At 45.8% G+C, this 25,475-nt stretch carries 20 protein-coding genes and 1 pseudogene; 14 read left to right on the plus strand and 7 right to left on the minus strand.

Annotated elements, in window-relative coordinates; genetic code table 11:
- The first annotated feature begins 21 nt into the window (after positions 1–21).
- Genes HMPREF1536_RS03130 through HMPREF1536_RS03140 form a run of 3 tightly spaced genes read left to right on the plus strand, consistent with a single transcriptional unit; the run spans position 22 to position 3,325 of the window.
- Entirely contained in the window at positions 22–1,221 is a 1,200-nt protein-coding gene (locus HMPREF1536_RS03130) for an argininosuccinate synthase (RefSeq protein WP_028727925.1), read from the plus strand.
- Positions 1,218–2,186 (plus strand): N-acetyl-gamma-glutamyl-phosphate reductase, encoded by a 969-nt coding sequence (gene argC / locus HMPREF1536_RS03135; RefSeq protein ID WP_028727926.1) that lies wholly within the window; start codon positions 1,218–1,220, stop codon positions 2,184–2,186. Before HMPREF1536_RS03130 ends, argC begins: the two co-directional genes overlap by 4 nt.
- Positions 2,187–2,197: 11 nt before the next feature.
- A complete protein-coding gene (locus HMPREF1536_RS03140; RefSeq protein ID WP_028727927.1) occupies positions 2,198–3,325 on the plus strand; it encodes an aspartate aminotransferase family protein in 1,128 nt (375 codons plus the stop codon).
- Between the two features lie 92 nt (positions 3,326–3,417).
- Here HMPREF1536_RS03140 and HMPREF1536_RS03145 read toward each other — a convergent pair whose 3' ends face one another.
- Positions 3,418–3,933, minus strand: coding sequence for an FKBP-type peptidyl-prolyl cis-trans isomerase (locus HMPREF1536_RS03145; protein WP_028727928.1), 516 nt, complete (start codon positions 3,931–3,933; stop codon positions 3,418–3,420).
- 125 nt (positions 3,934–4,058) lie between these two features.
- Between HMPREF1536_RS03145 and HMPREF1536_RS03150 the strand changes: the two genes are divergently transcribed.
- The 3 genes from HMPREF1536_RS03150 (at position 4,059) to HMPREF1536_RS03160 (ending at position 8,843) form a co-directional block, all read left to right on the plus strand.
- Positions 4,059–6,293 (plus strand): S9 family peptidase, encoded by a 2,235-nt coding sequence (locus tag HMPREF1536_RS03150; RefSeq protein WP_028727929.1) that lies wholly within the window; start codon positions 4,059–4,061, stop codon positions 6,291–6,293.
- 33 nt (positions 6,294–6,326) lie between these two features.
- Positions 6,327–8,183, plus strand: a complete 1,857-nt coding sequence (locus HMPREF1536_RS03155) for a mechanosensitive ion channel family protein (RefSeq protein WP_028727930.1) — start codon at positions 6,327–6,329, stop codon at positions 8,181–8,183.
- A gap of 102 nt (positions 8,184–8,285) precedes the next feature.
- Positions 8,286–8,843 (plus strand): copper resistance protein NlpE N-terminal domain-containing protein, encoded by a 558-nt coding sequence (locus HMPREF1536_RS03160; protein ID WP_028727931.1) that lies wholly within the window; start codon positions 8,286–8,288, stop codon positions 8,841–8,843.
- Positions 8,844–8,929: 86 nt separating this feature from the next.
- On the opposite strand, the gene HMPREF1536_RS03165 is transcribed toward HMPREF1536_RS03160, so the two are convergent.
- Entirely contained in the window at positions 8,930–10,120 is a 1,191-nt protein-coding gene (locus HMPREF1536_RS03165) for a C1 family peptidase (RefSeq protein WP_028727932.1), read from the minus strand.
- Between the two features lie 114 nt (positions 10,121–10,234).
- On the opposite strand from HMPREF1536_RS03165, the gene proC reads away from it, so the two are divergent.
- Positions 10,235–11,038, plus strand: a complete 804-nt coding sequence (proC, locus tag HMPREF1536_RS03170) for a pyrroline-5-carboxylate reductase (RefSeq protein ID WP_028727933.1) — start codon at positions 10,235–10,237, stop codon at positions 11,036–11,038.
- A 45-nt stretch (positions 11,039–11,083) separates the two neighbouring features.
- On the opposite strand, the gene HMPREF1536_RS03175 is transcribed toward proC, so the two are convergent.
- The 3 genes from HMPREF1536_RS03175 to pruA form a co-directional block, all read right to left on the minus strand.
- A complete protein-coding gene (locus HMPREF1536_RS03175; RefSeq protein ID WP_028727934.1) occupies positions 11,084–12,277 on the minus strand; it encodes a C1 family peptidase in 1,194 nt (397 codons plus the stop codon).
- Between the two features lie 711 nt (positions 12,278–12,988).
- Positions 12,989–14,164 carry a proline dehydrogenase family protein gene (locus tag HMPREF1536_RS03180; RefSeq protein WP_028727935.1) on the minus strand — a complete coding sequence of 392 codons (1,176 nt, stop codon included), beginning with the start codon at positions 14,162–14,164 and terminating at the stop codon, positions 12,989–12,991.
- An 89-nt stretch (positions 14,165–14,253) separates the two neighbouring features.
- Complete coding sequence (gene pruA, locus HMPREF1536_RS03185; protein ID WP_028727936.1) at positions 14,254–15,885, minus strand: L-glutamate gamma-semialdehyde dehydrogenase; 1,632 nt, start codon at positions 15,883–15,885, stop codon at positions 14,254–14,256.
- Between the two features lie 188 nt (positions 15,886–16,073).
- Here pruA and HMPREF1536_RS03190 point away from each other — a divergent pair, with 188 nt between their 5' ends.
- The 7 genes and pseudogenes from HMPREF1536_RS03190 (at position 16,074) to HMPREF1536_RS28505 (ending at position 21,276) form a co-directional block, all read left to right on the plus strand.
- Positions 16,074–16,262, plus strand: coding sequence for a ferredoxin (locus HMPREF1536_RS03190; protein WP_028727937.1), 189 nt, complete (start codon positions 16,074–16,076; stop codon positions 16,260–16,262).
- Positions 16,263–16,396: 134 nt separating this feature from the next.
- Positions 16,397–17,407 (plus strand): L,D-transpeptidase, encoded by a 1,011-nt coding sequence (locus tag HMPREF1536_RS03195; protein ID WP_044192213.1) that lies wholly within the window; start codon positions 16,397–16,399, stop codon positions 17,405–17,407.
- Positions 17,408–17,440: 33 nt separating this feature from the next.
- On the plus strand, positions 17,441–18,127 hold the full coding sequence (locus HMPREF1536_RS03200) for a murein L,D-transpeptidase catalytic domain family protein (RefSeq protein WP_028727939.1): 687 nt from the start codon (positions 17,441–17,443) through the stop codon (positions 18,125–18,127).
- Positions 18,128–18,188: 61 nt separating this feature from the next.
- Complete coding sequence (locus tag HMPREF1536_RS03205) at positions 18,189–20,561, plus strand: PDZ domain-containing protein (RefSeq protein WP_028727940.1); 2,373 nt, start codon at positions 18,189–18,191, stop codon at positions 20,559–20,561.
- A 67-nt stretch (positions 20,562–20,628) separates the two neighbouring features.
- Entirely contained in the window at positions 20,629–20,829 is a 201-nt protein-coding gene (locus HMPREF1536_RS28060) for a hypothetical protein (RefSeq protein ID WP_225607990.1), read from the plus strand.
- Between the two features lie 15 nt (positions 20,830–20,844).
- Positions 20,845–20,997: pseudogene (locus tag HMPREF1536_RS28500) on the plus strand (pentapeptide repeat-containing protein); the annotation flags it as partial.
- Positions 20,998–21,003: 6 nt separating this feature from the next.
- Positions 21,004–21,276 (plus strand): pentapeptide repeat-containing protein, encoded by a 273-nt coding sequence (locus HMPREF1536_RS28505; RefSeq protein WP_233426393.1) that lies wholly within the window; start codon positions 21,004–21,006, stop codon positions 21,274–21,276.
- Between the two features lie 18 nt (positions 21,277–21,294).
- Here the strand turns inward: HMPREF1536_RS28505 and HMPREF1536_RS03215 are convergent, their stop codons facing one another.
- Together HMPREF1536_RS03215 and HMPREF1536_RS03220 are read right to left on the minus strand one after the other, a co-directional pair.
- On the minus strand, positions 21,295–21,561 hold the full coding sequence (locus tag HMPREF1536_RS03215) for a GNAT family N-acetyltransferase (protein ID WP_028727941.1): 267 nt from the start codon (positions 21,559–21,561) through the stop codon (positions 21,295–21,297).
- 75 nt (positions 21,562–21,636) lie between these two features.
- Positions 21,637–25,107: a DUF748 domain-containing protein gene (locus HMPREF1536_RS03220; RefSeq protein WP_028727942.1), complete on the minus strand. Its 3,471-nt coding sequence runs from the start codon at positions 25,105–25,107 to the stop codon at positions 21,637–21,639.
- Positions 25,108–25,475 lie beyond the last annotated feature (368 nt).

Genomic DNA, 25,475 nt, shown 5'->3' on the forward strand with positions numbered 1-25,475 from the left:
ACTCACAAAAACAAACAGACAATGAAAAAGAAAGTTGTAGTAGCATTCAGCGGGGGTTTGGATACCTCTTTTACCGTAATGTACCTTGCCAAAGAAAAGGGCTACGAAGTATATGCAGCTTGTGCCAATACTGGTGGCTTCAGCGAAGAACAGCTTAAACAGAATGAAGAAAACGCCTATAAACTGGGCGCAACTAAATATGTTACTATCGACGTAACAGAAGAATATTACGAAAAGAGTCTGAAATATATGGTATTCGGTAATGTGCTGCGTAACGGTACGTACCCTATCTCCGTTAGCTCGGAACGTATTTTCCAGGCTTTGGCTATCGCCCGTTATGCCAACGAGATCGGTGCAGACGCAATCGCTCACGGCTCGACAGGTGCCGGTAACGACCAGATCCGTTTCGACATGACATTCATGGTGTTGGCTCCCAATGTAGAAATCATCACCCTGACACGTGACATGGCATTGACACGCGACTACGAAATCAATTACCTGAAAGAAAACGGTTTCGTTGCTGACTTTACCAAACTGAAATATTCTTATAACGTAGGTCTTTGGGGAACTTCCATCTGTGGTGGTGAAATCCTCGACTCTGCACAGGGCTTACCTGAAAGCGCTTACCTGAAACAGGTAGAAAAGACCGGTAGCGAAGAACTGCGCATCGAATTCAAGAAGGGTGAAATCCACGCCGTAAACGGTGAAGTATTCGAAGACAAGATCGCAGCGATCCAGAAAGTGGAAGAGATCGGTGCTGCTTACGGTATCGGCCGCGACATGCACGTAGGCGATACGATCATCGGTATCAAGGGACGTGTAGGTTTTGAAGCTGCTGCTCCCATGCTGATCATCGGTGCACACCGTTTCCTTGAAAAATATACATTGAGCAAATGGCAGCAATACTGGAAAGACCAGGTAGCCAACTGGTACGGCATGTTCCTGCACGAAAGCCAGTATCTGGAACCGGTAATGCGCGATATCGAAGCCATGTTGCAGGAATCACAGCGTAACGTGAACGGAACGGCTATACTCGAACTTCGCCCGCTTTCTTTCTCCACCGTCGGTGTAGAATCGAAAGACGACCTGGTGAAGACTAAATTCGGTGAATACGGTGAAATGCAGAAAGGCTGGACGGCAGAAGATGCAAAAGGCTTTATCAAAGTAACTTCCACACCGCTGCGTGTGTATTATAACAACCATAAGGACGAAGAAATATGATTAAGATTGGAATTATAGGTGGTGCGGGATATACGGCAGGCGAATTGATCCGTCTGCTGCTTAATCACCCGGACGCCGAGATTACATTTGTGAATAGTACCAGTAACGCCGGAAACCGGATCACTGACGTTCATGGTGGCCTGTTTGGTGAAACCGACATGCGTTTTACCGACCAGCTTCCTCTGGAAAGCATCGACCTCCTTTTCTTCTGTACTGCCCACGGCGACACAAAGAAATTCATGGAGAGCCATACCGTTCCGGAAAACGTCAGGATCATCGACCTCAGCATGGATTACCGTATCGAAAGCGACGAACACGATTTCGTTTACGGCTTGCCTGAACTGAACCGACGACGTATCTGCAACTCCCGACACATTGCAAACCCCGGTTGTTTTGCCACTTGTATCCAGTTAGCCGTTTTGCCGCTGGCTAAACACCTGATGCTGAATTCAGAGTTGCACGTAAATGCGATCACCGGATCGACAGGAGCCGGTGTAAAGCCTTCGTCGACTTCTCATTTCAGCTGGCGAAACGATAACATTTCGATCTATAAACCGTTCACACACCAGCATCTGGCAGAGATCGGACAAAGTCTGCGCCAGTTGCAGAATAGCTTCGAAAGCAATATCAACTTCATACCGGTAAGGGGCAATTTCTCCCGTGGTATTTTTGCCACGACGTATGTAGACTGTAAAGTAAGCCTGGAAGAGATCAAACGTATCTACGAAGAGTATTACGACGATCATTCTTTCACCTTCATTACAGACAAGAATCCGGATCTGAAACAGGTAGTAAACACGAACAAGTGCCTCCTGTATCTACAGAAATATGATAACAAATTGCTGGTCGTATCCATGATCGACAACTTGTTGAAAGGAGCCAGCGGTCAGGCTGTGCATAATATGAACCTGCTGTTCGGTCTGGAAGAGACTGTTGGATTACATCTCAAACCGTCAGCTTTTTAAACAACAAGATTATGAAACTATTCGACGTATATCCTTTATTTAATATAGAGATCGTAAAAGGAAAAGGATGCCATGTATGGGATGCCGAAGGGACTGAATACCTCGACCTGTACGGCGGACATGCCGTTATTTCCGTCGGCCATAGCCATCCTACTTATGTAGCCGCTATCACCGACCAGGTTAACAAGCTGGGATTCTATTCCAATTCGGTAATCAACAGCCTGCAACAAAATCTGGCCGACAAACTGGGAAAAGCTTCCGGTTACGACGATTATTCCCTTTTCCTGATCAACTCAGGAGCGGAAGCGAATGAAAATGCCTTGAAGCTGGCTTCATTCCATAACGGTAAAAAGCGGGTGATCGCTTTCAAGCATGCTTTCCACGGACGTACTTCCGCAGCGGTTCGAGTAACGGATAATCCGAAGATCATTGCTCCGGTAAATGAAGACCTGGCTGTTACTTATCTTCCGTTGAACGATGCGGCAGCTGTTGAAGCGGAACTGCAAAAAGGGGATGTATCTTCCGTTATTATAGAAGGTATCCAGGGTGTTGGCGGTATCCAGCTTCCGACAGATAACTTTATGAAGGAACTGCGTGCTTTGTGTACCAAATACGAGGCTTGCCTGATCCTAGACGAGATACAATCCGGTTACGGACGTAGCGGTAAATTCTTCGCCCACCAGTATGCGGATATCAAACCGGATCTGATCACTGTTGCCAAAGGTATCGGTAACGGTTTCCCGATGAGCGGTTTGTTAATCAGCCCGATGTTCAAGCCTGTTTATGGCATGCTGGGTACTACTTTCGGTGGTAACCATCTGGCTTGTGCGGCAGCTATCGCCGTATTGGACATTATGGAGAATGAGAATCTGATCGAGAATGCCGCTAAGGTTGGCGAATTCCTAATCGAAGAATTACACAAATTGCCGGGTATCAAAGAGATCCGTGGCCGTGGGCTGATGATCGGTATCGAATTTGAAGAGTCGATCAAGGAAGTACGCAGCAAACTGTTGTTTGAAGAAAAGGTATTTACAGGTGTTGCCGGAACGAACACGATTCGTCTGCTTCCCCCGTTGTGCCTGACAATGGACGAGGCTAAAGAATTCCTTGCCCGTTTCAAAAAAGTACTTAATGCTTAATTAGTTCTTTATTATAAAAGAATGCCGCCAACGGAGTTTCCGAAGGCGGCATTCTTGCTTATTATATCTTACCGGCTGTCGCAGGTATGGAATTACTTGGCTTCTTCCACTCTATAGTTAAATATCAGGGTAGATCCGAAAGGAATATTCCCCTGACCCAACTGATAGTCATAACCTAAAGTTGAAGGTAAAATTGCTTCAATAGAATCACCGACCGAAGTCTCAAGAATAACTCCTTTCAAACCTGTTATCAGGTTGCCTACAACAAAATTCTCCTTTATCTTATTCTGAAATGTTGTTCCATCAATAAAATGTCCGTCCAACTCAAAATTCAAATTACTGCTAGAGGTCGGATACTTAGGTGTTTCAGCTTTTCTGTCAATGACCCGATACAGGGTTGTATCCCCATACTTCACCAGTTGTTCATAAACCAATTTCCCATCAGCGTCTTTCTCCTGTTTCTTCTCACGAATATACTCACGGTTCTTTTCATAATGAGCTATTTGCTCCGGAGTTAATTCAAAACTGTTGTTATCGTCATTACTACAAGCGGTAAACGCACTCAACATCACCATCGCAGAACATGCGACTGCATAAATTGATCTCATTCTTCGATTTTATTTTATTATTAAATTCTTTTGAAGCCACAAAGATAATAATAAAGAGTTCCGCTTTGTTATCTCAAAGAACTTTACGTAATTTGCAAATACAGAAACAAACACAATTAATACAAATGAAACTAAATAAACTATTTGTTACCGCCGCTATTACTATTTGTTGCAGCAGTTTGTGTAGCGCTCAAAAAACACTTGAGCTGGAAGATGTACTTAGTGGAAAACTTATTCAGACCAAAGGCGTAGGCGCCATGAACTGGTTGAAAGACGGGGAGCGCTACAGCCGTCTGGAACAAAACAAAGAAGAAGGAGGAATGGATGTCGTAGCCTACCGTGCCAAAGACAATGCCCGTGAAGTGATTATCCCCTCTAGTATGTTTACAGATAAATCGACCGGCAAGAAGATCGGCATGGGAAGATTATCGTGGAGTAATGACAATGATAAAGTATTGATCTTCAACAACACAAAACGTGTATGGCGTTACGATACCCGTGGCGATTACTGGGTGCTTTCCCTGCATGACGGCAACCTGCGCCAATTGGGAAAAGGCCTGCCTGAATCATCCATGATGTTTGCCAAGTTCTCGCCCGACGGGACAAGGGTTGCTTATGTCTCCAACAATAACATTTATGTGGAAGATATAAACACCGGCAAAATAACCCGGCTGACGGATGATGGAAGCCAAACGATCGTAAACGGGACGTTCGATTGGGTATACGAAGAAGAATTCAGTTGCCGCGACGGTTTCCGCTGGAGCCCGGACGGTAAATATATCGCCTACTGGCAAAGCGACACGGAAGGAACCGGCGTATTCGACATCATCAACAATGTCGACTCGATCTATGCATCCATCCTGCATTTCCCCTACCCCAAGGCAGGTACCAGCAACTCGGCCGTAAAAGTAGGTTACGTTCCGGCCGAAGGAGGGACAACCACTTGGATCAATATTCCGGGGGATGCTCGTAACAACTATATTCCACGTATGGAGTTTATCCCGGAAAGCAACGAACTGTTCATCCAGCAACTGAACCGGGAACAGAATACAAACAAGGTATGGATTGCCCGGATAGGCAGTGCCACACCCGAAAATATCTTTACGGATAAGGATGCCGCCTGGCTCGACACGAACGATAATATCCTGTGGCTGAAAAACAACCGGTATTTCACCTGGGAAAGCGAACGCAGCGGATGGCGCCATCTGTACCGCATCAGCCGCGACGGTAAGGAGATCGTACCTGTTACCCAGGGAGACTTCGATTATATCGAACCGGTAGGCAGCGATCTTCAGAAAGGATTGGTTTATTTCATCGCTTCGCCCGACAATTACACACAACGCTACCTGTACAGTGCCAACCTGTTCGGGAAAGGGGAAGTAAAACGCCTCAGCCCGGAAAACCAACCCGGACAGCACCGTTATAATATGTCGCCCACCGGCAAATGGGCCGTACATACGTATAGCAACTCGGTAACACCACCTGTCATCGACATGGTATCATTCCCGAAAAACCAATCCGTACGCATGATTGAAGACAATGCGAAAGCCAAAGAACAATACAACGCGCTGGGTCTGAACCCGAAAGAGTTCGTCAAAGCGAAATCCGGCGATCTGGAACTGGACGTTTGCATGATCAAGCCGGTCGGCTTCGACCCGTCAAAGAAATATCCGGTAATCATCGAGGTCTACGGTGAACCGGCCGGATCGACCGTACAGGATGTTTGGGGCGGCGGCGACCTATGGACACAGTATATGGTCAACCAGGGATATATCTATGTCAGCATCGAAAACCGGGGAGCCAATGCACCGCGCGGACGCGAATGGCGCAAATGCATCTACGGAGAGGTCGGGACATTTGCTTCCGAAGACCAGGCACGGGGCATACAGGATCTCGCCAAACAATTTTCGTTCATCGACCCGACCCGTATCGGTATCACCGGATGGAGCGGCGGCGGTAGCCAGACATTGAACTGCATGTTCCGGTATCCGGAAATATTCCATACGGGTATCGCTATCGCATTCGTTGCCGACCAACGCTTATACGATACGATCTATCAGGAACGTTACATGAATACCCCTCAAAACAATCCGGAAGGTTACCGCAAGGGCTCTCCTATTTCCTATACCAAAGGATTGAAAGGGAACTTATTGCTGATACATGGAACCGGAGACGACAACGTACATTACCAGAACTGCGAAATGCTGGTAAACGAACTGGTGAAACACGGAAAGATCTTCAGCCAGATCAGTTACCCGATGCGCAGCCACGGTATCTACGAACGCGAAGGAACGACATTGCATCTGCGGAAGAGCATGGCCGACTACTGGTTGAAACATTTACCGGCCGGCGGCAAATAAATACATATAATTAAAGCTTAGAGTAAAAACACAATGAAACGTTTGATGTTATGCATTGCCGTATTGTCGGCGATATTCCTTATGCCATCCCGGGCTACGTCACAGATACGGGAAAAGGCGGAAGGATTACTGAATGCTGTTATTACAGAGAACAAAACGAACGAAGCAGTCGTCGACTCGTCGGCGGCTGTCGAAGAAAAACGGCGGCAGGATTCCATCCGGATGCAGGAACTCGAGCTCCAGTTGCAGGAAATGAAACTGAACGAGATAATGCTGCGAACCGAACTGAACGATGCGCTGAATATGCACATCACTACCGACTCGCTTAAGAGGGAAGAACAACGCCGCAGCATCGACTCGCTGCGGACGCTGACTCCCGGCGTACCGCTTATCATCGACAGCGACACCCTTCTCACCTTCTATGCCAAAAGAGGCGGTGTATCTGCCTACGACCGGGCGGAGAACGCGGTTAACATGATCCTGAAAATCGGTAAAGACCTCAGCCTGAAAACAGACTCCGTACATATATTCAACAGTGAATACCAGACCGATATCATGTATGGGGAAAAAGTAATACTGAGTGTTACGGATCAGGACGCCCTTTGGTTAAATACGGAAAGGGAAGTCCTGGCTAAAAAATACCAGTCCGTTGTCAACGATAAGATCGTATCGCTGAAAAAAGAACACGGCTTGCTTCAGGTTGTCAAGCGGGTGGCGTTATTCGTGCTGGTACTGGTTGTCCAGTATCTGTTCTTCAAGCTGACGAACTATCTGTTCAAAAAGCTACGCCGGCGGATTATCTGGCTGAAACAGAACAAGCTCCACTCCATCACCATACGCGATTATGAATTCCTGAATACCCACCGACAAGGTAGGATACTTATATTCCTGAATAATATCCTGCGTTATATCGTACTGCTGATACAACTTATGTTCAGTGTCCCGATGCTGTTTGCCATATTCCCGCAGACGGAGAACTTGGCAATGAAGTTGTTCACTTATATTATTGAACCGATCAAAATGGTTCTTAAATCGGTTATTGAATATATCCCCAATCTATTCATTATCATTGTCATTTACTACTGTGTAAAATATATCATCAAAGGTATCCAATACATAGCGAACGAAATAGAGAGTGAGAAGCTGAAGATCACCGGGTTCTATCCGGACTGGGCGCAACCTTCCTTCAATATCATACGTTTCCTGCTGTATGCTTTTATGATCGCAATGATCTATCCTTATCTGCCGGGCTCCGACTCCGGTGTATTCCAAGGTATATCGGTCTTTGTCGGACTGATCGTATCGCTGGGATCGAGTACGGTGATCGGTAATATCATTGCAGGGCTGGTCATTACCTATATGCGTCCGTTCAAACTCGGCGACCGCATCAAATTGAACGAGACAACCGGTAACGTGATCGAGAAAACGCCGTTCGTGACCCGTATCCGTACGCCCAAGAATGAAGTGGTTACGATCCCGAACTCTTTCATCATGTCGTCACATACGGTCAACTACAGTGCTTCCGCCCGGCAGTTCGGCCTGATCATCCACTCGACAGTCAGTATCGGTTACGATATTCCCTGGCGGCAGGTTCATCAGCTGCTGATCGATGCAGCCCGTTCAACGCCGGGAGTTTTGCCGCATCCGAAGCCTTTCGTGCTGGAAACGGAACTACAGGATTATTATCCCTGCTACCAGATCAACGCATATATAAAAGAGGCCGACCAGTTATCGCAGATCTATTCAGACCTGCACCAGAACATACAGGATACGTTCAACGAGGCCGGTATAGAGATCATGTCGCCTCATTATTTTGCCGGACGCGACGGAAGTGCGACCACCATCCCTTCCGAATATCTGCAAAAGCCGGACGAGCCGGATAAAAAGTAAGAAACAGCCTGTTATATAGTTAAAAAAGTCCTCCTGCAAAACAAAATGCAGGGGGACTTTTGTTATATCGGCAAAGTCACTAATAAATAAAAATGCAGAATAATGAAAAAGTATTTTATCGCAGTAGCAGCTCTGGCTTTACTAGCTGCATGTAGTGGGAAGAAAACAGCCGAACCCGCTTTAATAGAAGAAGAAAGTGTCGCAGTAGCAGAAGCAGTGCCCGATGCACCGGCTTTACCTGAAGTAACGGGGAAAACGAGCAAGCCTGTGAATATGCGCGACTCGCTGAAGGTCGATCCTAAAAAGGGTTCTGTCATTCAGAAAAAATATAAAGGCACATTCCCTGCAGCAGACGGCCCAGGCATTGTTTATGACCTGACTTTATTCTATCAGCAGGACAGCGACGACGGCGTTTACGAAATGGATGCCACCTACCTGGAAGCTGAGAACGGACAGGATAAGACTTTCTCCTCTACCGGTAAACGCAAAGTGAAAAAAGGTACTCCGGTCGATGCGGAAGCGGTTGTTTACGAATTGATCCCAAGCGACGGTAGCATGGAATTCTATTTCCAGGCAGAAGGCGACAGCCTGACCCTGCTGAACCAGGATTTACAGAAAGCAGCATCAGATCTTAATTACACCCTGATACTGGTTCCATAAAGAAGCACATCTTTGTATAAATAGAAAAGAGGCGCCCCAACTCCTACCGGGGAACGCCTCTTTTTGTTTTATCTTCCGAGATTGAATTATTTCAAACCCAACTTCGCTTTGATCGCTTTAGGCAGTGCATCTTTGTGAACAACGATAGTCATAGTCTTGTAGGCTACGAACGGTTCAGAAGCATACCATGTTCCTTTATATTTGTTATCAGTTCCCCATGAATTTTTTACCATGTAGAACTTTTTACCATTCTGGTCTTTTGCGATACCGTAGATCAACATACCGTGGTCGTCGGTAGTCTGATAGTTGTCATAATCCTTCTGACGCATTTCCTGGGTAACAGTCAGTTCCTTGCAACCCGGTTTTTCGATCATCTTACGGATTTCAGCATCCTTTTCAGTCTTGCTCAAGCCAACCCATTTGTCCTGATCCGAACCGGATGTTTCAATAGAAGTAACATCGGCGGCAATCGCTATACCGTTACGTGTAAATCCTTTTTCACTTACATCGGAAGCCCATGCAATAGAATAACCGGTATTGATCGCATTATCCATCACCTGCATCAGTTCATCCAACGGAAGGTTGTATGAAAGATCCCAACGCCAGTTATCCTGCACTTCGATAGGGAATGCAGTGTAGAAAGGCTGGTGTGTATAAGAAGTAAGAGAGATATAATCGTCGATATTCAAACCCAGTTCTTTTCCGAAACTTTCCGGAGTATATTCTTTTCCGTTGTAAGTGAACTTTTCGGGAACTGCACCCAGGTATGAGTCGATAATTCCATCAAAACCTTTCTTCCAGACAGGAGATAACTTACCGTTCGGGTTCTTGATAATTGTGTTTACATAAGAGATAGCCAGGCTTTCCAGCTCGCCGTGTACATGCTGGCTTTCACCATACTGCAATCCGTTCATTACCGATTCGGGAACCGCACCGTAATGTTTGGTAGCATACAGCACATCACCGAACGATCCACCCTGTGCAAAGTTCAGGCAACCATGCAGGCGCACAAATTTGTCTGCCTTATCTTTATAGGAATGACTTACGACAAACATTTCCGAAAGGTCGAACTCCCCTTTTCCCATACGCAGCAATTCAGCTTCAAGGAAACCGATACCGGAAAAAGACCAGCATGTTCCTGTACGGTTCTGATTCTTAACCGGAGTAATTTTCAACTCTTTCACGGGAGTAAACACATATTCTTCCGTTTCCTGTGCTCCTACTGAAGTAGAAAGCATACAAGCCAGCATCAGACTGGCAACAATAAGTTTCTTCATCTTTTGTTTTCGATTTTATTAGCAATTATACATTTTGTGACAAATGTACGGGTTTTATTCCTTTTTTCCATACTTTTGCATCTTACGATTTTACAATAAAAAATTAACGGAGACATGAAAATTACGATTATCGGAGCCGGAAGTATCGGCGGTGCCATTGCCAAGGGACTGGCAAAAGGAAATATGTTCAAAGCATCGGACATCACCTGTACGGCACAGTCGCAAGCCACATTGGACAAAATGAAAGCAGCCAATCCTGACTTTGTATTGTCGCTCAACAACATAGAAGCAGTAAAAGGTGCAGACATTATCGTCATTGCAGTAAAACCCTGGCGGGTGGAAGAGATCATCGACCAGATAAAGGGAGTTCTCGATTACGACAAACAAGTGATCGTTTCGGTAGCTGCCGGAATCACCTTCGATACGCTGAATTCTTATCTCACTAAAAACACCAGTTATGAAGACTGGGTTACTCCGGCTCTTTTCCGTATTATGCCCAACACCGCTATCGAGGTATTGAGCAGTATGACTTTCGTCTCCGCCCATAACGCGACACCGGAGCAATCCGAACTGATAATAAATATATTCAATGAGCTTGGTAATGCGATGTTGGTAGAAGAACGCCTGATGGGTGCCGGTACTGCACTGGCTTCCAGCGGTATCGCTTTCGCCCTTCGTTATATCCGTGCTGCCATTGAAGGCGGTGTCGAATTGGGTTTCTATCCGAAGCAGGCACAGGAAATCGTTGTCCACACCGTAAAAGGGGCTACCGACCTGTTACTGGAAAACAAGAGCAATCCGGAAATGGAAATCGACAAGGTTACCACTCCCGGCGGTATTACCATCAAGGGGTTGAATGAAATGGAACTGTCCGGTTTCACCTCTTCTGTCATCAGAGGATTGAAGGCCAGTAAATAAAAATAAAAAAGGACGCCTTCAACAGCGTCCTTTTTCTTCTCTATATTATTTAATACCTATTTTTGTCTTGATCGCTTTGGGAAGGGCGTCTTTGTGAACGACAATATCCAGTGTCTTATAAGCTACAAACGGTTCTGATACATACCAGGTACCTTTATATTTGTTATCAGTTCCCCAGGAATTCTTTACCATATAGAACTTTTTACCATTCTGATCTTTTGCTATACCGTAGATCTGCATACCGTGATCGTCCGTTGTCTGATAGTTATCATACTCTTTCTGACGCATTTCCTGAGTAATGGCCAGCTCCTTACATCCCGGCTTCCCGATCATCTTCTTGATCTCCTCCTCTTTTTCCGATTTGCTCAGACCGACCCATTTGTCCTGATCCGAGCCGGCAGTCTCGATAGAAGCCACATCAGCAGCGACGGCAATACCGTTACGGGTAAACCCTTTTTCACTGACGTCAGAGCCCCATACAATCGTGTAACCGGTATTGATCGCGTTATCTATTACTTGCATCAGTTCATCCAAAGGCAGGTTATAGGCTGACTCCCAGCGCCAGTTATCTTCCAGTTCAAGAGGAAACGCTGTATAGAAAGGATGATGTGTATAAGATGTCAAAGAAACATAGTCGTCCATATTCAATCCCAGTTCATCTCTGAAACTCTTTGGAGTATATTCTTTTCCGTTATAAGTGAACTTCTCCGGTATTTCGCCCAGGTAGGCATCTACGATACCATCCAACCCTTTCTTCCAGGCTGTAGATAGCTTCCCGTTCGGATTTTTAATCACGGTATTTACATAAGAGAGTGCCAGCCCTTCCAGTTCGCCATGTACGTGCTGGTCTTCACCATACTGCAACCCGGTCATTACCGACTCAGGAACGATACCGTAATGCTCGACTGCATACAGCACATCGCCGGAAGAACCCCCTTGCCCAAAATTCAAACAGCCATGCAAACGGACAAACTTATCGGCCTTGTCCTTATAAGAATGGTTTACCACAAACATTTCAGACAAGTCATATTCGCCTTTCCCCATACGTAGCAACTCAGACTCCAGAAAGCCGATCGCAGAGAAAGACCAACAGGTGCCAGTACGGTTCTGGTTCTTTACAGGAGTAATTTTCAATTCTTTTACCGGGGTGAATACATATTCGTCCTCCTCTTGTGCTTCGGCATTAGTCACAGAAAACGCACAAGCCAGCAAAAAGCCGGCTGCAATAAGTTTGTTCATCTTTTGTTTTCGATTTAAAAGCTTTATATATTTTGTAGCAAATGTACGGGTTTTATTCCTTTTTTCCATACTTTTGTATGCTATGATAAATGCAAATCCGAATGATTATTCTTTTACGGTAGTTATACCTGCGGCAACTACGTGGAGCATGACCAACGGATCGAATTTGGAATACCGACTTACTAACCGGCAGAAGCCGGGAAACTAATTCATTCCTCCCTACTAACTAATTGAAATGTAAGGACTCCTTATTGGCAAGGTGTACAGGATAGCCAGCCAAGGTGTACAGGATAATCCACCAGGGTGTACAGGCTAATCGATTATCCTGTACAGGGTAGTTATACTAAGTAAGGAGTTAACAATTAGTTTATTATAGGGTTTGATTTACTTAGACCGGAAGGGAGCAATAGTTTCAGAAGTGATACATGATAAAACATCTTTTATACACAATGTTTTCAGTATTTATTTGCCATTTGCAATATACTCCTATAACATCCTGTCAATAAACACAATAAGACATGGCAAATAACTATTCTATTTGCCATACTATTTGCCATTTGCCATCATCCCTCTTACGGTTGATTATGGCAAATGACAAATAACATTGCAAACAAAAAAAGCATTTGCAATAGTATATATAACTGTTTAACAATACATTGCATCGGCATATTGCAAATGGCAAACAAAATACCGAAAACATTCTGTGAGTGTTTATCGATTCACCTTCTTACGCCGGTTCAGTTCGGCCTGCAACATCTTCAGTTCGCGGCTGGTTTGTCCTGCTACCGAAGTATTTTCTTCTGCACGGCGGATCAGGTAAGGCAATACGTCTCTAACCGGAGCATAAGGGACATACTTGGTTACATTATATCCTTCATTAGCCAGATTGAATGAGATATTATCGCTCATCCCCAACAACTGGGCAAAGAAGATACGGGAATCATCCCTCTTAATGCCTTTTTCGTCCATCAGGCGGGCCAGCTTATAGTTACTTTCCTCGTTGTGCGTTCCCATAAACATCTCGAAATGTTCCAGATGATCCATTGTGAAGCGGACAGCTTCGTCGTAATTATCGTCAGTGGCCTTTTTATCCTTGCAGATCGGATCGGGATAACCCAAAGCCGCAGCACGCGCACGCTCTGCTTCCATATAAGCACCACGCACAAACTTCACACCGGCGATATATCCCTTTTCTTTGGCATCATCCAGGATGCGACGCAAATAAGGCATACGGTCGTGGCGATACATCTGCAAAGTTGCAAATACGATCGCACGTTTTTTATTGTATTTACGCATCGCCTCGTCTGTCAGTTCGTCCAAAGCATCCTGAAAACAGTAATCTTCGGCATCCACAATCAGACGGACATCATTCTCGTAAGCACGCTGGCAGAAAGCCATGAAGCGTTCTTTAAATTCACGGAAAGCCTTTACTTCTTCTATGGTCAGCTCACTGCGTTTCTCTGAAGCTTTGGCAAGCAGTTCATCGGTCGTAATAGTAGAAGGCTTGAATACGGCATAAGCCAGATTGTCGTTACCTTTGGCAAAATCGATCGAACGCATTGTTTCTTCGAATGTAGCCTGGATGCCTTCGGGAGTTTGTTCGCCTTCGGCAGAGAAGTCGAGGGTAGAAAGCACATTGAACTGGCGGAGATGGTTGATAGCTTTGGTACAGTCCTGCAATGTTTCACCTCCTACAAATTGCTTGTATAAAGTCGGCTTAACAGCCCATGCCAGAGGGAAATGGATCTTCAGAGCGATATTACTACCGATACTGGCACATTTTACCAACCACGGATATTTGATTGTGTTGAATAGTAAGTAAGCGTTTTTCAGTTCAGACTGCGATTTAGAAGAAAAAGCAATCTCGGTATTATTAAAGTCTAACATAGTATCTGATTTTTAAAAGGTCACAGCCAGCAACCGGCAATCCCGAAACATACGTTTCAAGCTACCGGTTGCCAACTGTTTTATTGTGTTTATTTTTCACCTAAGAACGGATAACCGTAAGATGTCGGTGGGACTAAAGCCTCTTTGATACAGCGAGGATTTGTCCAGCGGATCAGGTTCAACGGGCCACCTGCCTTATCGTTTGTACCGGAAGCTCTCGAACCTCCGAACGGTTGCTGTGCAATAACGGCACCAGTCGGTTTATCGTTGATATAGAAGTTACCAGCTGCATAACGCAGTTTATTGAACGCCTTATCGATAGCAAAGCGATCCCGTGAGAAGATCGAACCGGTCAGGCCGTAAGGAGAAGTCTGATCGCAGATTTCCAGGGTTTCTTCAAACTTGCTGTCTTCGTATACATAGATTGTGATTACCGGGCCGAAGATCTCTTCCACCATCGATTTGAAGGCCGGGTTTGTTGTCTGGATGACAGTCGGTTCAATAAAGTAACCTACCGACTTATCCCCGTTGCCACCAAATACGATCTCTGCATCCGGAGCTTGTTTTGCATAGTTGATATATCCCATGATATTATCGAACGACGGCTCGTCGATAACGGCATTTATAAAGTTAGTGAAGTCCTGTACGTCACCCATCTTGATTTCTTTCAGCATGGCACCCACCATATCCTTCACTTCATTCCACATGGAAGCAGGGATATAGGCACGCGAACCGGCAGAACATTTCTGTCCCTGATATTCGAATGCACCGCGCACAATGGCTGTTGCCACATCTGCTGCCGGAGCTGAAGGATGGGCGAAGATAAAGTTCTTACCACCTGTTTCGCCTACGATCTTCGGATACGATTTATAATGTCCCAGGTTTTCACCCATCTGGCGCCATAGCGTATTGAAGGTAGAGGTAGATCCGGTGAAATGGAAGCCTGCCAGATCGCGGCTGGCAGTAACAACCTTACCGATCACGCTTCCCTGTCCCGGGATAAAGTTCACGACACCATCCGGAAGTCCGGCTTCCTGGAATACTTTCATCAGCAAATAGTTTGAATGAATAGCCGTTGTAGACGGTTTCCATACCGCAACATTCCCCATCATGGCCGGCCCCATATTCAGGTTGCTGGCAATCGAGGTGAAGTTGAACGGAGTCAATGAGAAAACGAAACCTTCCAAAGCACGGTATTCCATACGGTTCAGGATACCTGTTTCGGAATAAGGCTGGTCTGCATATACCTGGCTTGCATAGAATGTACTGAAACGCAGGAAGTCGATCAGTTCACAAGGAGCATCGATCTCCGCCTGATAGGGGTTCTTGCTCTGCCCCAGCATCACGGACGCATTCAACAGATAACGGTATTTAGTAGCGAAGAGTTCTGCCACCCGCAACATAACCGAAGCACGTTCTACCCAGGGAAGTTCCGACCATTCCTTATGCGCTTTCATGGCGGCGTCGATAGCCATTTGCACTTCTTTTTCTCCGGCTTTATGATAAGTAGCCAGTACATGATGATGATCATGCGGCATAACAACTTTTCCGGTATTACCTGTACGGATTTCTTTACCACCGATGATCAATGGAATATCCCATTCTTCATTCGACAATTGAGCTAACGTGCTTTTTAATGCTGCTTTTTCACTTGATCCGGGAGCATACGATTTTACCGGTTCATTAATAGGCTTAGGAAATCTAAAAATAGCGTTATCCATGTTGTTTTTAGTTTATGAATAGTTAATCAAAGATTTTATTGCTGTAAACGTAATCAAATAATTTTAATTCATAGCTCCTTAAGCGTTAAATTAGTTTTAAACGGAGTTGATTTCGTGTCTTATTTACATCAACCATTTTACCCCTTGATTTGTTATACTTGTATAAATCATCTTTAATGTATACAACTATGGCAATTAAAAGTGTTTGGATAGAAGAAGACTGTATCGCCTGCGGTACTTGCGAAGGCATCTGCCCGGAAGTTTTTCACGTAACCGACCGTTCCCACGTGAATGAGGGCGTAGACTTTAACGATTACGAAGAAGGAATCAAGGAAGCGGCCGAAAGCTGTCCGGTAAGCGTTATTAAATATGATTGATGGGACAGATGTCTCATTTATGTTAGCAGAGTAAAAAGTGGAGAGGTTATTCCGGATGGGATAACCTCTTTTCCTGATAAACCGGTGGATATGTCAATAATAAAATGTATATTCACCCTAAAAAGAAACCAAGCATGAAAAGAGCTGTTATATTTCCGGTATTTTGTCTTGTCGCCCTTAGCCTCAGCTATTGTACGATGAAGACGGACAAGCCGGTGCCGGATGAACTATCGGTGCCGGACTCGACTGTCACCGAAGTGGTGGAAGAAGTCGAAGCGGCTCCCAAAGAGATCATCATCGAAAAGGAACTGCTTTACGACCAGCATACACTGGCCGACAGTTATCCTTATAAAGATACCACCCGCGAATTCCAATGGGATAAGATACGCGAACGGCTCACCTGGCTCGAGTCTACCCAACGGGAACCGGCCACCTGGTCGATCCTGCAGAATTACAGGAATAAGAACGGGGAAGCTCCGCTGGTCAGGAACTATCACCGCGACTCCTACCGACGGATCGCCGACTCGCTGGGAGTGGAACGTTTCCAGGGCGTACCGCTTTATCTCCCGGCCGATACCGCCGTACCCGAACTCTATGGCCGCGACGGTGCATTGGTTAAACATCTGGAAGATTACACAAACTTTATAAAAGTGGCTTCCGTCCATACCGGAAAAGAATGGATGGTGCCCCGCAAATATATCGAAACTATCGCCGACACGGTCGTATTCAAAAAAGCGATCTTCGTCGATACCAAGAACCAGAATATAGCCACCCTCGAACATATAGGGGATAAATGGCTGGTCAGGAGCATGAACCCGGCAACCACCGGATTACACAGGCCGCCTTATGCCCAGGAAACTCCTCCGGGTATTTTCGTTATCCAGGAAAAGAAACCCCGGATGATCTATCTGGTGGACGGGACGACGGAGACCGGTGGTTTTGCTCCTTACGCCAGCCGTTTTACCAATGGCGGATATATTCACGGCGTACCGGTCAACGCGCCGAGGAAAACGCTCATCGAGTTCAGCCCGTCGCTGGGAACCACTCCCCGCTCCCACATGTGTGTGAGGAATGCCACTTCACATGCTAAATTTATTTACGACTGGGCACCGATCGAGGAGACGCTGGTTTTTGTTTTCGATTAAATATTTTACCTTTGTGATCTGATTCACACAGACATGCACAAAGTTTTCTTATATCTGTTCCTTTTATTTATCCCGGCGAGCTTCTCTTCCATGAGTCGTCCGGAGCCCCGCACGTCCGTAACTTCAAGCTGCCGGCAGTTATATGTCGAAATGGAGCTGGATGGAGTAGTCAATTATGCAGCATTCGAGCAGGCTGTGGCCGGTTATAATAAGATCACACAAAAAGATAAAGAGATTCTGACCCTGGTCGATTTCAGCAAACCTTCCACGGAAGAACGTTTTTATGTGTTCGATATGAGACATAAGAAACTGTTGTTCTCCTCACTGGTTTCACACGGGAAGAATAGCGGGGGGAATTACGCAACTTCTTTCTCCAACGAGAACGGTTCGCTTAAAAGTTCTCTGGGATTTTTCCTGACTGAAAATACTTATCAGGGGAAAAACGGGTATTCACTGGTGCTTAACGGGCTGGAAAAAGGAATCAACGACCGTGCCAAAGAGCGGGCAATCGTTATTCACGGAGCGGCTTATTCCAATCCTTCCGTCATTGCTTCTTCCGGTCGGCTGGGCCGTAGCTTCGGTTGTCCCGCCCTTCCGCAATCGGTCAGCAAACCGATCATTAATACGATCAAAGGCGGTTCCCTGTTGTTCATTTATGCCAACAACAAGAATTATCTCAGCTATAGCCCTATTCTGTCTGAACGGGTAGCAACGATGTGATCGGTTTATCAGAAGAAAAGAGATAGAACACACTTATATAGGAATTTAAATCTAATTAGTAATGAAAAGCAATGTACTGAAAGCCTCATTGGCCTTACTGCTAGCCTTTACAACACTACCGATATCGGCGCAATCCGAGTTTTATGTTTCCCCGGAAGGGAAAGCCGATGGCGATGGAAGTGCCCGGAATCCATTCAACCGTATTCCGGCGGCTTTGGAAAAAGCCCGGACGGAAAAGGGTGAAATTGTTATTTATTTACGGGAAGGGAAGTATATTCTCGACAAACCGGTCGTTTTCACTTCGCAGGATGGGAACGACACCCGGCAATTATCCGTAAAAGCCTATCCTGGCGAACAGGTCGTCCTCTCAGGGGGAATACCTTTGAACCTGCAATGGGAACCTTATAAGAAAGGGATCATGAAAGCGAAAGTAAACGGTAGTCCGGTTATGGATATGCTGGTTGCCGACGGACAATTGCGTCATTTGGCCCGCTTCCCGAACTTCGACGAGAAAGCCGTCCGTTTCAACGGGACTTCCGCCCAGGCAACCGCTCCCGAACGGGTAAAAAAATGGAAAAATCCGGCCGGTGGTTATTTACATGCCATGCATAAACACGACTGGGGAGATTTCCATTACCGCATCACCGGAAAAAACAAAAAAGGAGAATTGTCGATGGAAGGCGGCTGGCAAAACAACCGCCAGCTGGGAATACATCCGGACAACCGGATGGTGGAAAATATATTTGAAGAACTGGACGCTCCCGGCGAATGGTTCTACGCTGCCGACGAACAAGTTCTATACTACTACCCGCTCGAGGGTGAAAACGTATCCGAAGTCCTCTTCGAATCCCCGCAGCTCAAACACCTGATCGAATTCCGGGGAACAGAAGCCGATCCGGTAAAGAACATCACGCTTGACGGACTGGAACTGACGCAGACCCTCCGCACCTTTATGGAACCTTACGAGCAACTGCTCCGCTCGGACTGGTCGATCTACCGGGGAGCGGCGGTGTTCTTTGAAGGAACGGAACATTGTGCCTTGCGTAATGCTTACCTGCATAACCTGGGAGGGAATGCCGTATTCTTCTCCAACTACAACCGCCATTCGGAAGTATCCGGTTCGCACCTGACGCAGATCGGAGCCAGTGCGATCTGCTTCGTCGGCGATCCGGCCGGCGTTCGTTCACCGAGTTTCGAATACGGCGAGTTTGTCCCGTACGATGAGATCGATCCGGGTAAAGGCCCCAAAAACAATAATTATCCGGCACAATGTCTCGTATACGACAATCTGATCCATTCGATCGGCCTCTACGAAAAGCAGATCACAGGCGTCGAGCTGTCCATGTGCCAGGCAATCACCGTCAGCCACAACAGTATCTACGACACTCCCCGCGCCGGGATCAATATCAGCGAAGGAACCTGGGGCGGCCATATCCTGGAGTTCAACGACATATTCGATACGGTCAAGGAAACAGGTGACCACGGTTCTTTCAATTCCTGGGGACGCGACCGCTACTGGCATCCGAAATACAAGGAGATGGAGTCGATTGCAGCCAAAGATCCCGCCCTCATCCTGGCTGATGCCACCCAGACGACCATCATGAGGAACAACCGCTTCCGTTGCGACCGGGGATGGGATATCGACCTCGATGACGGTTCAAGCAACTACCATATATATAATAACTTATGCCTCAACGGAGGGATCAAGTTAAGGGAGGGTTTCTACCGGGTAGTAGAGAATAACATCATGATCAACAACTCTTTCCACCCGCACGTCTGGTTCAATAACAGCGGCGACGTCTTTACACGGAATATCGTGATGACCGAATATAAACCGATCAGCGTGCGCGAATGGGGATTGATGGTCGACTACAATATCTTTACGGACAGCATGTCGTACGCGGCAGCAATCAAAAACAAGACGGATGAACATTCGATCGTCACCTCCGTACAATTCCGCAATCCGTCGGAAGGAGATTTCACTATTCCCGACGATTCCGAAGCAATCACGAAAGGCGGTTTCCATAACTTTGTCATGGATCAGTTCGGCGTAGTCTCTCCCCGCCTGAAAGCGATCGCACACACACCCAAGATGCCGGCACCGATCATGATCGCCGACCATGCCGGCAGCGACATCACCGACTGGTGTGGTGCCACGATCAAAAGTTTACAGACACTGGGCGAACGTTCGGCTACGGGAATGGACTCGGAACGGGGCGTATACGTTATTTCGGTCAATGCATTGGGTGGCAAGCTACGGGATTATATCCGCCCTAACGACGTGATCGTCCGGATAGGGACAACTCCGGTCAATAACCTCCGGGAGATGCAGGAAGTACTTCAAAAGGTCGATAAATCGAAAGAGGTCGAATTTATTATCTTCAGGACACAAAAGGAGAACAAGATCGTTATTCCCGGTAAGTTGCTGGATTAAGATAGATGAAACGGGAAATCCGGATCAAAATAGTTACCTTTACCGACTCATTACAAAACGAGATAAGATGAAGATAACTGCTCCGCGGATAACAGCCGTTTTAAAAGAAGACATAGCGCTGGATGAGGTACTCCTGAAAGAGGGGGAAGATTTGACAGAGTTTGCTTTCAAGAATCAAAGAGTATTCGAGATCAAGACTAAAAATATCAGTATACAATCCTGTTTGTTCACGAATTGTATGCTGATCGGTTGCAGCATAAAAAAATAGCAGTTCAGTGATATAATCTTCCGGAACTGCGATCTTTCTAATGTCAATTTTTCCGAATCCGGCTTCCACCGTGTCGAGTTTATCGATTGTAAACTGATCGGTGCGAATTTCTCCGAATCGTCTTTAAATCATATTACTTTCAGCAACTGCAAGGCTGAATATATCAACCTGACCATGAGCAAATTAAAATATATCGGCTTCCATCAAAGCGACCTGAAAAGCGGTTCGTTGGAGAGTTGCCAGTTTGCCTATACGGTATTTGATGCATGCAACCTGAAAGAAGCGGAGTTTTACCGTACTTCCTTGAAAGGTGCTGATTTAAGTAACTGCGACATATCCGGCATACGGATAAGCCCCATCACAGGTTGTGAGTTACGTGGAGCCACTGTAACTTCCCTACAAGCACTCGAACTAGCCCATTTGCTGGGAGTTACGATTAAAGGATAATCATCATTCTCAAATTGGTTATCTTGCATATTCCTGATGTCTTTTTAACCATACAACAGCGTACGAGCAAACTGCCCGCGGCTTTAATTGATTCTCTAATGCGTAGTCGAAGGCTGCTTTCACTAACGAAGCGGCGATGCCTTGCCCTTCCAGAGGACCGGGTACTATCGTGTGAATAATATCCAGGTTATTACCGACAAGCCTGTATTGTACAAAGGCTGTTAAATCATCTTGTTTCACCTCGAAGCGATATTTCTCCGGATGATGAACTATGTCATATTCCATATTTACGTTTATTACTTATCTGCGAGACAAACATCTATATAGTTAAAACATTTCATCCACGGATAAGTTCACCCGTTAATTTGTTTTCCCGGCCGTTTCTTCAGCTTGCGCCTTGTTCTTCCGGGGATGGAAGAAGTTTTTTATTTTTGTTAAAAAGCCGCTTACTTCCTTCGCCACATCCTGTGTCTTTTTAGAAACTCCTACCGACTCGATCAGAGGGGGGCGCAGTATCTGCCATATATAATTAAAGGTGGAATGATACGGATCCCGCTCAACTGTCAGGTCCGATTGACGGGGTTTGTGCCCTCCTTTTTCCGGATGATCCGGGTTATCGTGCTTCAACACCAGGTTGGCCAGGCGCGACAAAAACTTATTATCGATCACTTCACCATGCTTTTCCTTGAATATCTCCGCTTTCAGATCCCTGTAAAGAAACAACATATCGACTTTCGCCCCTTTGCTCGAAGCCTCCGTACTGAATGTAAAATCATCCAGCCGGCCACTTTCCACTTTGGCAAAGGCAAGCGGGGTGATCAGTTCATTTAAGGCTGTCAGGTCGAAATCTTTCATGTGGGCATTCAGGATAAAACGGTCGTTCAGCGAGTCGACCGGTAATAGCCAGGTAGCGGTAAAGTATCCTTTGCCCATCAATTTGCCGTTTGCATCCAGGCGGATATACTGATTCGGACGGGTAACGATATTCGTAAATCCGGAGAACTTCCCATTCATCTCCGTAAAGAATAGTTTTCCCGGCTCTATCCCTTTCCGGGCCAGTTCTTCGTAAACGACGGAAAAGTTATTGACATCCAGGCTATCGATCGCCAACTTAACCGGTGCTTTCTGTAAACCGGAATAGATCATCGGTACAATACGCCTAGGGACAATGATTTGCTGATTTTTAAAATTCTGCAGGACGGCATCGTCCACCTGTACCTTTCTTACCCTGATTACTTTCTCCGCAATCCAGGCAGGCAGATCGATTCCCGACAGACTCAGACGTCCCGCCCGGACATCAAACCAATCCTTATGCTCCGGCTGGAGATAAGCAAACTCCTTTTTGGGATATTTGGAAAGCAGACGGATATCAGCGAGGTCGAGGTCGGTGTTATCCAGGTTTATTTTTCCGATATGTAAGGTATAGAAACCATTATCCAGCGGGAAAGATAAATCCTTCGTATCGAACCGGATTGTCTTTAGCTTAAACGAACGGCCTGCCGCGTTTACGTGTAACCCTTCCAGCAACAGACTGGCCGTATCGCTATTCAGCACGGCATTCGATACATCCAGCTTTCCTAAAGACAGGTCAGGGGTAAAACGCCCCAATACTTCATATATATCTTTCAACTCCTTTGCAGCCGGTTGCTTTTTCTCCTTATCCGGCGCATTCTCCAATTGATAAGAAAACACAGGATCAGCCAGCAGAATATCTCCAACAGCCAAATGCAGACTATCCCATACGACCTTGCTGACTGCAAAATCTTTCAGACAGGCTTGAAAGAAAGTTCCGTCCTTTTTGATTATCCCGACATCCGGCGATTGTATATGAACTGTTCCCGTCTCCAGGCTTTGAGCAAGCTTTTCGGGTAAGCGGTTCATACCGGAAATTGAGATCAGGGGAGTTTCAAAGCGAACCTGCCAGTCTGAAGGCTTTTTCCATAACGAATCCTGAGGCAGTAATTTCACATCCTGTAAACGAAGCACACCTTTCCTGGTTGAAAAGTCGCCTTTACCGACAATCAGGCGATACTCTTTTCCCGGTAAATAATTATCGAAATTCTTCAGGCTGAATCCAAAGTGGTCGCACTGAAAGAACAGTCCTTTACTTCGGTTCGTACTATCATCGATCAGGAAATCGGTTGCATCGAAATTAAAATCCTTCAACCTGTAAACGACGGGATCAGGAACGCTCCTATCATTCAACGTCACAAAGGCATGGTTCAAACGGATCTTTTTGATGGATAAATACTGAAGCAACGGATTCAATATCCCTTCAATATCCCCCCGGGTATCGACCGGAACCTTCAGTTCTTTATTTTTCCGGCTATAAGAAGGTGCTTTATTATAACGGATGACAGGACGGTCTATCTTAAACAGGTCGGCACTGATCCCTTTATCATACAGTAAACCTTTCAGGACGATCGTATCGATGCTTCCCGACATATAGTCGTTCCGCGACCGCACCGAGAGGGGTTTCAGACGGATGTTCTCGATACTGAAATCACCCGTTTCCGTGTTCAATGCCATACGCTCCACGTCCAGGCGATGGTTACGGGCTGTCATCATCCCACTGATCCCGGTCGCTTCAAAAGCGAAACTGGTTGAATACCACAGACCATGCTTCACCTCCGAAACGGAATCCACCCGGAAGTCATTCGCCTGGAAATTAAAGTTATCCAGTTTATATACCTCCACCGAATCTTTCACCGCCTGCGAATAAGCTACTTTTGCATCCCGGATGCCGATAGATTGAATAGAGACGCTATGCAACACGGGCGATATGATATCGTAAAGAGACAAGGCCTGTACCAACGAGTCGGCATCCACTTTCACCAAAGTGTCAGCCACGGTATCTTTTGACGCCGTATTTCCTGCTAGGTTAAAGACCTGTATGTCTGACGATGAGATTTCGAACGAACGGGCAGTAAGATAATTCAAAGCCTCTTCCCGTTTAAACTGTATGCCATTCACCTCAACGGTTTTAACCAGTGCGTCGACATAGCTGTCCGGTTTCTGGTTTTTCTCCGCCCACAACTTCTCCTGCGGGATCAGATTGATCTTTTCTATATAGATTATCGAATCCTGCGTGCTCAGTTTGATGCTGTCGGTTTCCAGTACGAAGTCGTTATTGGCCAGCAGCGTCTGCGGTTGGTGAGTGACAAATTCAAAGTTATCGCAATAAAGCAATTTACCGCTTCGCGAAGAGTTCTCATCCAATATAAAACCATACGCCCGGAAACTGACATCGGCCAAAGCATAGACGATCGGTGTCGCCGGATTCTCCACCGTGTAAGAGACACTGGCATCTTCCAGGTTCAGTGTCCGCACGCTCAATACATTTATATAGGGTGAGATCACTTCATACAAAGATTTAGTGCTGACATTCCTCACCTTCTTCTCTGTCCGGTCGGAGTTGTACGAATCAAAGATCTCTATCTTCGGATCTTTTATTTCGAAAGAATTAAAATGCAGTTTCTTATAACTCCAGCGCCATGTCAGGTTCACCCCTTTAAAATCGATCACACCGACTTCGGCCTTCACGTATGTCCGAGGCAAGCTATCGATAGCCGCCCATTGCCGGAACACCGTTGTGTCGGGCACGAGCCTGATGCCTTTTATCTTCAACTCTCCCTTTACAAAACCGATAGACAGGTCGTCGAACGAGAGCGCATAAAAACCATCCGTAGCTTCCGCTGTCCGGCGGCTCAGTTCTTTTTTCAGATATCTTTCAAGACGGTTGCTCAGATACAGGTTCAAGACAGTAAGAGCCACGACCAGCAATCCTATTGCCGGGAAAATATACTTTGCTATTTTCTTCTTTTGCCCCATATCTTATTATAAATGTAATCCGCAAGGCAGATACTCTATAATTTAAAACAAGATAACAGATATTATGTTTTAATTTTTTTGATCCGGCACTTCATTGCAGTATCATATATTGTGATACTGCATTCTCATATATTATGACATTCCAGTATCATAATATATGGCACAACGTTGGCACAATATATGATAATAAGGTGAAATATATTATTGACTTTACCTGAAATAGGTTTACAAATTAATTACTTCAATACTAAAAAACTTGTCAAAATAAGTTTATTCATACTGATACTCTTTACAGTAGCTAACCGTGTCTTACTAAAAAAGTTTACACGGTCAACAATGGACAATCCGGAGCCTCTTTCTTTCCGGGT

This window comes from Parabacteroides gordonii MS-1 = DSM 23371 (assembly GCF_000969825.1).
GTDB lineage: Bacteria > Bacteroidota > Bacteroidia > Bacteroidales > Tannerellaceae > Parabacteroides > Parabacteroides gordonii.